The organism is Paenibacillus ehimensis NBRC 15659, assembly GCF_004000785.1.
Taxonomy (GTDB): Bacteria; Bacillota; Bacilli; order Paenibacillales; family NBRC-103111; genus Paenibacillus_G; species Paenibacillus_G ehimensis.
On sequence record NZ_BILX01000038.1, the window covers coordinates 16,519 to 28,362 of the forward strand.

The 11,844-nt window shown below is 57.5% G+C and carries 11 protein-coding genes; all 11 read right to left on the reverse strand.

Translation table 11 applies throughout. The features are described 5' to 3' along the window. Positions 1 to 1,629: a spore germination protein gene (locus PEH01S_RS20720; protein WP_127487803.1), complete on the reverse strand. Its 1,629-nt coding sequence runs from the start codon at positions 1,627 to 1,629 to the stop codon at positions 1 to 3. Positions 1,630 to 1,866: 237 nt separating this feature from the next. Beyond that, a complete protein-coding gene (locus PEH01S_RS20725; protein ID WP_025850535.1) occupies positions 1,867 to 2,241 on the reverse strand; it encodes a hypothetical protein in 375 nt (124 codons plus the stop codon). Positions 2,242 to 2,270: 29 nt separating this feature from the next. Then, positions 2,271 to 3,152, reverse strand: coding sequence for a malonyl-ACP O-methyltransferase BioC (gene bioC, locus PEH01S_RS20730; protein ID WP_127487805.1), 882 nt, complete (start codon positions 3,150 to 3,152; stop codon positions 2,271 to 2,273). Then, a complete protein-coding gene (locus PEH01S_RS20735) occupies positions 3,115 to 3,939 on the reverse strand; it encodes an alpha/beta hydrolase (RefSeq protein ID WP_127487807.1) in 825 nt (274 codons plus the stop codon). Before PEH01S_RS20735 ends, bioC begins: the two co-directional genes overlap by 38 nt. Next, positions 3,936 to 5,114 (reverse strand): 8-amino-7-oxononanoate synthase, encoded by a 1,179-nt coding sequence (gene bioF / locus PEH01S_RS20740; protein ID WP_127487809.1) that lies wholly within the window; start codon positions 5,112 to 5,114, stop codon positions 3,936 to 3,938. Before bioF ends, PEH01S_RS20735 begins: the two co-directional genes overlap by 4 nt. A 12-nt stretch (positions 5,115 to 5,126) precedes the next feature. After that, positions 5,127 to 6,140, reverse strand: a complete 1,014-nt coding sequence (bioB, locus tag PEH01S_RS20745; RefSeq protein ID WP_281281504.1) for a biotin synthase BioB — start codon at positions 6,138 to 6,140, stop codon at positions 5,127 to 5,129. A gap of 12 nt (positions 6,141 to 6,152) precedes the next feature. Further along, positions 6,153 to 6,944 carry a dethiobiotin synthase gene (gene bioD, locus PEH01S_RS20750; protein ID WP_127487811.1) on the reverse strand — a complete coding sequence of 264 codons (792 nt, stop codon included), beginning with the start codon at positions 6,942 to 6,944 and terminating at the stop codon, positions 6,153 to 6,155. Continuing rightward, complete coding sequence (gene bioA, locus PEH01S_RS20755) at positions 6,944 to 8,311, reverse strand: adenosylmethionine--8-amino-7-oxononanoate transaminase (protein WP_025850541.1); 1,368 nt, start codon at positions 8,309 to 8,311, stop codon at positions 6,944 to 6,946. Before bioA ends, bioD begins: the two co-directional genes overlap by 1 nt. Positions 8,312 to 8,504: 193 nt before the next feature. Beyond that, positions 8,505 to 9,920: an amino acid permease gene (locus PEH01S_RS20760; protein WP_127487812.1), complete on the reverse strand. Its 1,416-nt coding sequence runs from the start codon at positions 9,918 to 9,920 to the stop codon at positions 8,505 to 8,507. A 475-nt stretch (positions 9,921 to 10,395) separates the two neighbouring features. Then, positions 10,396 to 11,217: a GNAT family N-acetyltransferase gene (locus PEH01S_RS20765; RefSeq protein ID WP_025850543.1), complete on the reverse strand. Its 822-nt coding sequence runs from the start codon at positions 11,215 to 11,217 to the stop codon at positions 10,396 to 10,398. Positions 11,218 to 11,321: 104 nt separating this feature from the next. Then, on the reverse strand, positions 11,322 to 11,681 hold the full coding sequence (locus PEH01S_RS20770) for a VOC family protein (protein ID WP_025850544.1): 360 nt from the start codon (positions 11,679 to 11,681) through the stop codon (positions 11,322 to 11,324). Positions 11,682 to 11,844 lie beyond the last annotated feature (163 nt).

Below are 11,844 nucleotides of genomic sequence, written 5' to 3' on the forward strand. Positions count from 1 at the left end.
TTAACTCTCCCGCCCCTCCCTCCGATGGTCCGAATCCGGATCGGAATGGGTATTTTGCCGAACCGGATTCGGGCTTTGGATGAAGACCGGCCTTGTCCGCATGGCGGTCAGCGGAAACCGGAAAATCGCGTCTTTGCGGTCGCTTGGAATATTCGGCGCAAACGGAGCCATGTAGGGAACTCCGAACGAACGCAAGCTGCACAAATGCAAATTAAGCGCGATCAGGCCGATAAACACGCCGAACAGGCCGAAGAAAGCGGACAATCCCATCAGCGCGAAGCGCAAAATCCGGATCGGAATGGACATGGCGAACGAGGGAAACACAAAGCTGGCGATGGCCGTAATCGAAACGACGATGACCATAGCCGGCGATACCAAACCGGCCCTGACCGACGCTTCCCCCAGTACAAGCGCCCCGACAATCGAGATGGCGGGCCCGATGGCCCTGGGCATCCGGATACCCGCCTCGCGGAGCAGCTCGAACGTAAATTCCATCAGGAACGCTTCGATGGCGGCGGGAAACGGCACCTTCTCCCGCTGCATCGCAATGCTGGTCATGAGAGTGGTCGGCAGCATCTCTTGATGAAACGTCGTAATGGAAATAAACAAGGCTGGGGCAAGCAGCGTAATCACCAAGGAAATATAGCGAAGAATGCGAATGACCCCGTAATCCGAACGGTGGTAGTAGTCTTCGGGTGACTGAAAAAATTGGGCGAACACGACCGGCACGATCAGAACAACTGGTGTCCCGTCTACAAGAATCGCCACGCGGCCTTCCATTAGATTCGCTGCGACCGAATCGGGCCGTTCCGTGTTATAAATGGTTGGAAACGGAGTGAACGTTTTCTCCTGAATCAGCTCTTCGATATTGCCGCTCTCGAAAATGCCGTCGATTTCGATACGGTCGAGCCTGCTCCGCACTTCCGCCACCGTATTCTCGTTCACGATGCCTTTGATGTACATCAAAGTGACCTTTGTCCGGGTCACCCGGCCGATCGCTCTGGATTCGATCCACAGCTTCGGGTCCTTGATTCTGCGCCGGATTAAGGCAATATTGGTCGCGAGATTTTCGGAGAACGATTCCCGTGGCCCGCGCACAACGGATTGTACGGAAGCCTCCTGAACACCCCGGTCCTCCCAGCCCTTCGTATCTGCGGACAGTCCTTTGCCGAACCCGTCGATCAAAATAATCATGTTGCCGGACAGCAGGTTGTCGTACAATGCCTGGAAATTGTCGATTTCCGTTACCGAACTGAGCGTTAAGGTAAAATCTTCAAGCATTTGCAGCGGAGACCATGGGCTCTCCGCCCCGTTTAATTCCCGGAATAGCGCCGGATCGCGGGCATGCAGCATGAACGATTCCAAGAACCGGGTGATGATTTCTTTGTCGGTCAGCCCGTCGGTATGAAGGACCGCCGCCTTCGTCGTGCCTGAAGCGCCGATGCGAATCGTCCGTATGATCAGATCCGGGCTGTTTCCGGTCGTCGCCCGAATCTTCGCTAAATTAAGCTCCATGTCCGGGCTTAACGGCTCGGCTTCCTGCAGAGGCGAGCCGGCCCGGTTGGCCTCCCGCTTTCCCGCGGCGCTGCGCCCGGCCCCTCCGGCTCTGGTTGATTTGAAGAAACGCATCCTCCGTCACCTGCATTTTGTAAGTGGCTCTGGTTCTACTGATACATTGCTCAAATTTGGTAAAATGTATTCACTCGGCCGATGGAAACGAACGAATGTTCTCTTGCCGCAAACTTCCAAAATACGGTACACTAAATCCTAGTGGCTCGAATGTCCGAAAGGTACGTCCAGCCATCAAAAAAAGGCCTGTGGGAAAGCATCCCCGGCCTTTTTTTATCGTTTATCCCATTTCCAGTCCTACGCCTTGACCGACAGCTTCTCCAGCAGAATTTCTCCTTCGGTCTTGAACGCTTGATTCGCCTCCAAAAACGACTCGACTTCGCTCAGTTCCGCCGGCCGGTACCCCGGCCCGCCGCAACCGCAGGAATGATAGCTGAAGCCGTGAGCGTACAGGATCTCGACTTTTTTCCACTGCCTGATATCCTTCTGCTTTGGCGCTTGAAAGTCGTGCCCCATATTGTTCATGACCTCGCCGCATTGCGGACATTTGTATTGTCTGTTCGCTCTTTCGATATGGGTCAGCTCATGGTTGGACGTCTGCTTGAAGACCTTCCGGCATGAAAAGCAAGCGTAAATATCTTTATAAGGTCCATACATTCCGTAGCGGCACATTGGCAATCCTCCATCCTTTCCTCTCCATTTTACCGTTTCCGGGCAACTTTGTCATGAGGGACTTCCGCTTGAAGCCGAAGAAGCTCATACGTGGCAGCGACTCCTTCCGGAGCCGGGAAACGTCTTTCGTACTCCCGAAACATACAAGTGAATAAGGAACGCCAGCCAAGACCCCGCGAAGCATCCGCCGCCGATGCGCTGGCTCCCGTCGCTTTGACCGAGTGCAGAAATTCGCTGACGGAGGCGTAGCCTTCCGTCCGGATGGCACTCTCTTCCCGGACCTCCGCGAAGCCCGCATGTTGAAGCAGGGTCCGCCACTCGCTCCCGGAGAGAAACGAAAGGCCGTGCCGCTTCGGCTCCAGCCCGCAGGAGCGGTAAACGGTGGCAAACGATTCGTGCAGCTCCCGGAACGTCTCCGGACCGAAGGTCGTGAACGCCAATGAACCGCCGGGACGCAGCAATCGCAGCAAATGCCGGAGCGTTTCCTGCGGACGGCTCAGCCATTGAAAGCAAGCGCTTGAGACAATGAGATCGAAGGAGGAGGACTCCGCTTCGGCAGCCCATGTTTCGATATCCGCCAGGCGGAAGCTCACAGGGAGCCGCCGGTGCGCGGAGGCCGATGGCGCCTTGGACCGGACGCGCTGCTCCGCCGCTTCCAGCATGGCCGGGGCGATATCCAGTGCGGTGATGGCCGCACCGGGCCAATCGCGCCGCAGTATTTCGGTCAGCAGGCCGGTGCCGCAGCCGATTTCGAGCAGATCCAGCCGGGTTTTGCGTTCTCCCTGCTTCACATCGGCGAGCGACCTGCCGAGCCCCTCGGCCATGACGCGTTGAACGCGCGCGTGCGCATCGTAGGATTCCTTGGCGCAGCGGTTAAAGCGGCGGCGAATCGAATGCAGTCCGGGCTCCATGCCACCACCTCCTTATCGCTTCGGCGACATCCGCTTCCCGCCCAAGAAACGGCACATGCCCGCTTCCTTCGAGCGGCAGGATCTCCGCCCGCGGCAGCCTCTCGTACAGCTCCTCCGCCGCACCGTACGGGCACACCTTGTCCTCTTTACCGTGGACGACAAGCGTCGGACAAGCGATCTCCGGCAGCACCGGCAAATGATTCGCGGTCCGCAGAAGCCCAATGCCGGCGAGCAGCGCCGCGGTCGCCCAGCTTCCTTCCCGGGGAAGCCGCGGGAGAAGGCCCGCTTTCTTTTCCCCATCCGACAGCAGCCGCCCGCGGAATCGGGCTTCTACCGCCGGCCTGTCCTTGGCGAGCGCCGCCGTCATTTGCCGGAGAACCGCGTCCGGCCAGCCGCGGTCCGCCTGTTCCGTGCAGCGGACGAATCGGGCGGTTGCGCCCAAAAGCACCAGACCGTCCGGGAATCCTCGTGCGGCAAGACGCAGCGCAAGCAAGCCGCCGAGCGACCAGCCGGCGATCAGGAGCTTTCTGCTGCTGCGAGAGGTCGCCGCAAGCCCCGGGTGGGTGCCGGCCGCTTCGGGTAAACAAGCGACGGCTGCCGCTTCAGCCTGAGCCACCATCTGTTCCGGCGTTTCGGCGCAGCCCAACCGTACCGGGACATGATCGAACTCCGGCAGCTGCAATTGCAGCTCCGCGAATGCCGTTTCCGGCATACTCCATCCGGTCAGCCATAAGATAACGGCATTGCGCGGCTCTGCCTTCGCGAAATTGCGGATCGGGTCCGTCATCGCGCCGGCACCCCCAGCCGAAGGGCAGCCCGTTCGATGCGGCGGGCGGCATCGGCCAAGTCTTCCGGAGTATGCGCAGCCGATAAAGAAAAGCGGATGCGCGCCGTTCCGTCCGGGACCGTCGGGGGACGAACGGCAGCGGCGGCAATCCCTTCCGCTTCCAGCGCGGAGCGGAAGCGCAGGGCAGTCGCGTTGTCTCCGACGACAACCGGGACGATCGGCGAATCTCCTGGCCCCACCTGAAGGCCTGCCCTGTGAAGCGACAAGCGGAACTGCCGGCTCGACGCGGCAAGCCGTTCGCGGCGCCAGCGTTCCGTTTGCACCAGGTTCAAAGCCTCCGCAATTCCGGCTATAACAGACGGAGGCAGCGCCGTCGAGTAGATGAGCGGCCTCGCCTTCTGGATCAGCCAGCGGATGAGCGTACGGCTGCCGCAAACATAGGCGCCGTAGACGCCGAACGCTTTGCTGAACGTTCCCACATGCACGTCCACGCCGCTCTGCAGCCCCAGCGCATGACACAGTCCTTCGCCGCGCGCTCCATAGACGCCGCCGCTATGGGCTTCGTCGACCATGAGGATGGCTCCGTACTCCTGCTTCAGCGCAACAAGCTCGGCCAGCGGCGCTTGGTCGCCGTCCATCGAGAAGACCGCGTCCGTGACGATCAGCCTGCGTCTGGCATCGCGGTGCTTATGCAATAACTGCCGCAAATGCTCCATGTCATTGTGGCGGTACCGGGCGTGCGCGGCGCGGCTTAACCCGATGCCGTCCACGATGCTGGCGTGATTCAGCCGGTCGCTGAGCACGGCATCTCCCCGGCCCGCGAGCGCTTGGATGACGCCGAGATTCGCCATATAGCCGTTGGCGAAAACCAGCGCGGCCTCGCTCTGCTGCCAAACGGCGAGAGCTTCCTCCAGACGGCCATAGGGAGGCCGGTTGCCGGCGACCAGACGCGAGGCGCCGGAACCGGCTCCCTCGGCGAAAAGCGCGCGGTTCATGGCGGCAGCAATAGCGGGATGGCGCGCCAAACCGAGGTAATCGTTCGAGGACAGATCCAGCAGCGTTTGTTGTCCGCGCTGGACATACCCTTGACGGCCGGGGGCCGGAGCATTGGTCTGCAACGAGCGGGTTAGCGACTGTTCCTCCAGCTTCCGAAGCTCGTCTTCGATCCATTTCATGCTGCCACCGCCTTACAGGGCGCAGGCTTCGATCTCGAAGCCCAAATCCTCGATCATTTGATAGTCCACCGCCGCCTCTTGCCCTTTCGTCGTCAAATAATCGCCTACAAACAACGAATTGGCGGCGTACAAGCCAAGCGGCTGCAGCGTCCGGAGATTGATCTCGCGGCCGCCCGCTATGCGGATTTCCTTGGACGGGCATATCAAGCGGAATAACGCCAGCACCTTGAGCGCCTTTATCGCGGGAGTGCGGCCCGCTTTTTCCAGAGGAGTCCCCGGAATGGCGTTCAGGAAGTTGACCGGAATCGAGTCGGCATCGAGCTCCCGGAGCGCGTAAGCCATTTCGACGATTTCGCGGTTCGTTTCGCCCATGCCGATAATCACGCCGGAGCAAGGGGACAGGCCGCAGCGCTTCACTTTTTCCACGCTTTCGACCCGTTGATCGTAAGTATGGGTTGTCGTGATGGAAGGATAGTTGGCTCTGCTTGTGTTCAAGTTATGATTGTAGCGGTGAACGCCCGCTTCCGCGAGCCGTTCGGCCTGATGGTCCTTCAGAAGGCCAAGGCACGCGCAAATTTTGAGCGGCATCGTCGCGCGGATTTCCTTGACCGCTTCGACGACCTGATCCAATTCTTTGTCCGTCGGACCTTTGCCGGACGCGACGATGCAGTAGGTCCCCGCTTGACGGGCCATCGCTTCGCGCGCCCCGGCCAGCAGCGTCGACTTTTCCAGCAGCGGGTACTTGGCGATCGGCGCCGCAGATACGACGGATTGGGCGCAATAGCCACAGTCCTCGGGACACAGGCCGCTTTTGGCGTTAATAATCATATTCAGCTTGACTTTCTTGCCGTAAAAATGTTTGCGTACCCGAAAAACAGCCTGCAGCAGCGGCAGAACTTCGTCGTTATCGGCCTCCAGCACGGCGAGTCCTTCTTCGACGGACAAACGTTCGCCATTCAGCGCTTTTTGAGCCAACGCCTCCCAGTTCGCGGCCGTTTCCGGCAATCCGGTTGCCTTCATCCTCATCTCCCTCTCCTCCTATTGACTTCTTGCGTTGTCCAGCATCTGTCGGACCGGCGAAATGTCGATATGCTGCTCCACGGCACGCACGAGTCTCTCCCTCGTGACTTCGCCGCTGAGCCAAGGGAACCGTCCGAGCACGCGGAGACCGCCGTAGCGCTCGATCAGCTCCGCATTCGCGGCCGTGCTCGGGTCGTTGCGCGATGTCGCGGGGTCGGCTTCGTTCATCACGACGCCTGCGACCGGAATCCCCCGCTGCCGCAGCAGCGCCGCGGTTAAAAGTGTATGGTTGATCGTGCCCAGACCGCAGCGGGCGACAATCAGCGCCGGAACGCCAAGCTCGGCGATGAGGTCCGCCACGAGGGCGTCGGAGGTTAACGGGACGGCAGCGCCCCCCGCTCCTTCGATGAGCAGCGCGTCGTACCGTTCGGACAACGGTTCGCCGGCCGCCAACAGCCCGGCCATCGTCAAGGCTGCACCGGCTTGTTCGGCGGCAAGCGCCGGAGCCAGCGGCGGCGCGAACGTAAACGGCGCGATTTGCTCCGGCCGTTCGGCGAGACCCGTTCCGCGGAGCAGCCGTTCGGCGTCGGTGATCCCCCTGCCCAGCAGCGCGCCGCTCTGTACCGGCTTCCAGACGCCGACGTTCCGCCCTTCGCCGCGCAGCGCGGCGGCGATGGCCGCCGTAATCACCGTCTTGCCGACGCCGGTATCCGTCCCCGTGACGAATGCTCCGCGCCACCGCTTTCGGCCCGACGCTTTGCGGTCGCACAGCTCCTCGCCACCGTGCGCGGACGATGTGTGCGTCCCCATTACGCTCCCCAGCCTTCTTCGGTGACGTCGTAGATGGCCCCGGCCAAAATATCCGCCATCGCATCGAGCTCCGCTTCCGTACTGGCGAGAGGCGGGATCAAAACGATCACGTTGCCGAGCGGGCGGGTCAGCATGCCGAGCTCTCTCGCACGCATGCAGACGCGGACGCCGACACGGTCCGTCCAAGCATAAGGCTCGCGGGACTTTTTATCCCGGACGAGCTCGATTCCGATCATCAAACCTTGCTGCCGGATATCGCCGACATGCGGCCAATCGGCAAGCAGAGCCAGTTTCTTCGCCGCAAAGGCGGCCTTTGCATTAACCGTATGTATCGTATTCCTTTCCTCAAGAAGCCGGAGGCTGGCCAACGCGACGGCGCATCCAAGCGGATTGCCCGTGTACGAGTGACCGTGAAAAAACGTTTTTTGCTCCGAGTAGTCGGCGTAAAACGCAGCGTAGATCTCGTCGGTAGCCAGTGTCGCCGCGAGAGGCAGATATCCGCCGGTCAGGCCTTTGCCCACGACCATCAAGTCGGGCGAGACGCCCTCCAGATCGCAGGCGAACATCGCTCCGGTGCGGCCGAAGCCCGTCGCCACCTCGTCGGCGATCAGCAGCACGTCGTGCTTGCGGCACAGCGCGGCAATCTCGCGCAAGCAGCCTTGCGGCATGACGATGATGCCGCCGGCTCCTTGCACGACAGGCTCCACCAGGAGAGCCGCCATCTCGTCCGCCCGCGACTCCAGCAGCTCCCGCAGCGCGCACAGCGTCGCTTCCATCGCTGCGGAAGCCCCGCCTTCGGTGCGGTAAGCGTAAGGATACGGAATGACGCAGGGGGAAAACAGCAGCGGCCGGAAGACATTATGGTAGAGCGGGATCGCACCGACACTGACGGCGCCGAGCGTATCCCCATGGTAAGCCTGGTTCATCGTAATAAACTTCGTTTTGCGGCCGATGCCCCGGTTGTGCCAATACTGGAACGCCATTTTGAGCGCAATCTCTACGCCGGTCGCGCCTGCATCGGAATAGAACACCTTCGTCAGCCGTTCCGGAGCGATGCGTACCAGATTCGCGGCCAGCTCGATCGCCGGCACATTGGCCATGCCGAGCAGGGTCGAGTGAGCGACTTTCGCCAGTTGGGACGCAACCGCTTCGTTCAGCTCGGGAACGTTGTGCCCGTGCACGTTGAGCCAGACCGACGAAAACCCGTCATAGTAAGCGCGTCCCCGAACATCGTAAAGCATGATGCCTTCGCCCCGTTCGATAATGAGCGGTTCGCCTTTAACATAGTCCTTCATCTGTGTAAACGGATGCCATAAGTACGCCTTATTCCAAGCCGCAAGCTCCTCGCAGGTTGTGACCGTTTCCATGACCGTTCACCGCCTCTATCGTTTTTAATTGTTAACCTAAAATATTTATTATAGGTTAACAATTAATCCTATTCTAACAAACCGCTACCCTCGTGTAAAGCAAGAGACCAGGACAGGCTTAAGTCGTGACAAAACGAAAGGCCCATGGAAGACATTCTTCCATAGGCCTTTGGGGGCTCCAGCCGAGCCCTTTTTATAAGCTTCTCCCCGTCTGCTCTTGCTTCGGGTGCTTATGCCGGTAAAACAGATAGTGAACCAAATAGCAAATGATCGTAAACGGGATTCCGTAGTAAAGAGCGATTTTCTGCTCTTGATCGAACGCCAGCCCAACCAGCGCCACGAGGCACAGGATTACCGCGAGAATAGGAACGAACGGAAACAGCTTGACCCTGTATTTCAAATCGTGAACGCTGTTCCCTTCCGCAATAAAACGGCGGCGGAACAAGTATTGGGATATGGCGACCCCCATCCATACCATAATTCCGGCAAATCCGGATATCCCGGTCAACCACAAAAATACGGTATCCGGTGCCACGACGCTTGAAATCAAGGCTAACGACGCAATAACGGCACTGACGATCAATGCCCGGAAAGGCACGCCTTGAGGGGTCAGCTTGCTTAGGTAGGGACTCGCCATATTGCTCTTGGAAAGCGCCCACAGCATACGCGAGGATGCATAAAGTCCGGAGTTGCTCGCCGAGAGCAGAGCCGTCAAAATAACAAAGTTCATAATATCGGCGGCAAAAGGAATACCCATTTTATCGAAAACAAGCACAAACGGACTGTCCGTCAGACCCGCTTCCTTCCACGGAATCAACGAGCCGAGGACGAAGACGGAGGCGACGAACAAAAATAAAATTCTCCAAATCGTATTCCGTGTCGCTCTCGGAACCGATTCTTCGGGGTTTTCACTCTCGCCTGCGGCAATACCGATAAGCTCCGTTCCCTGGTAACTGAAATTGACGGCGACCATTGTCATGAATACGGGAATAAACCCATTGGGAAACAACCCTCCGTCATGCACGAAGCCCGAGCGGATCGGAGCCGAGTTCAAGCCCTCGAAAGGCATGAGTCCCACGATAGCGGCAAGCCCTAACAAGATGAACAGCGCGATGGTCATGACTTTAATGCTGGAGAACCAGAACTCGGATTCCGCAAAAAGACTCGCGGAAAAGGCGTTTAACAGGAACATCAGCACAATGAACAGCGCGATCCACACCCACGAGGGCACGTCGGGAAACCAGCGCGTCATCAGAATTCCGGCGCCGACCCATTCGGAGCCGACCGCGACAATCCAGTTGATCCAATACAACCAGCCGATCGTAAACCCGGTAGCCGGACCTATAAACTTGGTCGTATACGCCTGAAATGAACCGGTTACCGGCATCACTACCGCCAGCTCGGCCAAGCACAGCATAACCAGATACATCAGAAGCCCGCCGGCCAAATAGGCCAAGACGACACCGCCCGGCCCGGCTTGATTAATCAAGTACCCCGTGCTGACAAACAACCCGGTACCGATGGCCCCGCCCAGCGAAATCATAAACATATGCCTGCTTTTCATGGAACGCTTGAGCCGGTTGTCCTTTTCCTCGATTACAATAGCCATATAACGATACCCCATTCCCAATAATGTTATTTTCTAGTAAACGCTTACATTTTTTTGTTAGAACAGTCGTCTATCAGGACCGTCCGCCGCAATCATCCTTCCGTTTCGCCGACGTTCTAAAAAATAAAAAACTTAGCATGTCCGGACATTTCTCCTTCACGCCAAGCCCTCTTCTATACACTATAAGCTAAACAGAGCTATAAAAAGAAAATTTGAATTTTTTTCCTATTATACTATAATTCATCATTGTGTCAATAATTTGTATGTCACGATCGACAGTTCGGCTTGTTTTTAGTCGTTAAGTCATGCATGTTTTGTGAATTCGACATCTTTCGCGCTTTTCCTTTTTCCAATGTATGGCCCCCGCAAATTTTTGCAGGCTGAAAAACCCGGCCTTCTGTCGATTGAAGACATGAAAAAAAGGGAGGCTCCCGATTCTACCGAATGCTTCCCCTTATGCCCCCTCACAGATAAGCTAAAATTCGAGCTCGTACACCTTCGATTTCTCCTTCAGCACGAAACCGCACTTGTTGGCCAGCGCCATGGACGCTTCATTCTCCTCGTCCGTCGTCCAATGAGGCACCAAGCCGTTGCGCACGCAATGATCGAGGTAAGCGCAAGTAACCGCCGCTCCGAGCCCCTTCTGCCGCTCCGCTTCCTCATAGGTGCGAACGACAAGATCGTGTCCGTTCCCGTAGACGTAACCGGAGAAGCAGACGCTCTGCACGGTTCCGTCCTTCAGCACGCAATATCCGAACCCTTTGTCCATAAAGTCCCCGGTCGAATTCCAGAATTCGCTCAAGTCTTCAAGAACGAAGTCGTTTGCCGGATCGTTTAAAAGAGCGGCATTAAGCGGCGTAATCTGAAAGCGGGTTTCGGTCTGCGCCTGTCTGAGCTTCGAATAACGGTCCGCCGCAAATTCAAATACCAAATCTTCGCCTTCGTGCAATTCGTAATCCGTTAACGCTTCATTTAACGCCTCATCCCAGGCTTCGTCCGCAACCGCGATGGTAAACCAGGTGCCGCCGATGATCTCCATGGAATCCTGATTTATTTTCCGGTCTATGTACGAATTCAGATGGGGTATAAATTCCGAATTGCGGCAATCCCCTACGAAAAAAGCGATGCTCGCGATCGCCCAGATCATCGCCGTTCTTGGACGGTCGGGATCGTCGACGAAAATTTTGCCCTTGTTGTTGCCTGCTACAATGCTCATCAGCGCGACATTCGTCTTGTCCTCCTCCGATAACAGAGGCGTTACTTTCGAATATTCGTTTGCATTCAGTTCTACAATCACGTTCCGGGTCCTCCCTCTAATTTCCAGTCATATCGTACATACCCTATACGATCTTGGCGGAGGATAAGTTCCCGGAATGGACAGGAGAAAATCGTTATAACGATTTAGTCGGCTTGCCCATGAGCAAGAATGTTGATGAGCTTGCCGAACGGATCCCGGACAAAAAATCGACGAACGCCCCATGGCTCGTTCACCGGGCCGTATTCGACCGAAAATCCGGCTCTCTTCACGCGTTCGAGCGCTGCCTCGACATCGTCCACTTCAATCGACAGATCGGGTGTGGGCGTGCCGGAGCCTCCTTCCGAGGCGAAGCTGACTTGCACGCTCATCTCCTCGTTCGAGCCATAAGTGGCGATCCAGCCATGGTCCATCAAAAGATCGAGGCCGAGCACGTCGTGATAAAAGCTTTTGGCCTCCTCGATCTTCCGGGTGTCAATATTGGCAACGATTCGTCTAACCTTCATGTTCCAACCTCCGTCCCGGCCAGCCGGGTTCATTGTTTTCGTTCCTAAATCGATTATACGATAAAACAACAATGGCCTGCTCCTTCCTTAGGATTGGAAAGTTTCAGGCCATTGCCGGATTAATGGGCTTTTTGCACAATATCGCTGCCCAACTGCTCCAGAA

Excerpts from the sequence above, each read along its gene's own strand:
- PEH01S_RS20720 (WP_127487803.1), bottom strand. The coding sequence starts at position 1,629 with ATGCGTTTCTTCAAATCAACCAGAGCCGGAGGGGCCGGGCGCAGCGCC.
- PEH01S_RS20725 (WP_025850535.1), bottom strand. The coding sequence starts at position 2,241 with ATGTGCCGCTACGGAATGTATGGACCTTATAAAGATATTTACGCTTGC.
- bioC (WP_127487805.1), bottom strand. The coding sequence starts at position 3,152 with ATGGAGCCCGGACTGCATTCGATTCGCCGCCGCTTTAACCGCTGCGCC.
- PEH01S_RS20735 (WP_127487807.1), bottom strand. The coding sequence starts at position 3,939 with ATGACGGACCCGATCCGCAATTTCGCGAAGGCAGAGCCGCGCAATGCC.
- bioF (WP_127487809.1), bottom strand. The coding sequence starts at position 5,114 with ATGAAATGGATCGAAGACGAGCTTCGGAAGCTGGAGGAACAGTCGCTA.
- bioB (WP_281281504.1), bottom strand. The coding sequence starts at position 6,140 with ATGAGGATGAAGGCAACCGGATTGCCGGAAACGGCCGCGAACTGGGAG.
- bioD (WP_127487811.1), bottom strand. The coding sequence starts at position 6,944 with ATGGGGACGCACACATCGTCCGCGCACGGTGGCGAGGAGCTGTGCGAC.
- bioA (WP_025850541.1), bottom strand. The coding sequence starts at position 8,311 with ATGGAAACGGTCACAACCTGCGAGGAGCTTGCGGCTTGGAATAAGGCG.
- PEH01S_RS20760 (WP_127487812.1), bottom strand. The coding sequence starts at position 9,920 with ATGGCTATTGTAATCGAGGAAAAGGACAACCGGCTCAAGCGTTCCATG.
- PEH01S_RS20770 (WP_025850544.1), bottom strand. The coding sequence starts at position 11,681 with ATGAAGGTTAGACGAATCGTTGCCAATATTGACACCCGGAAGATCGAG.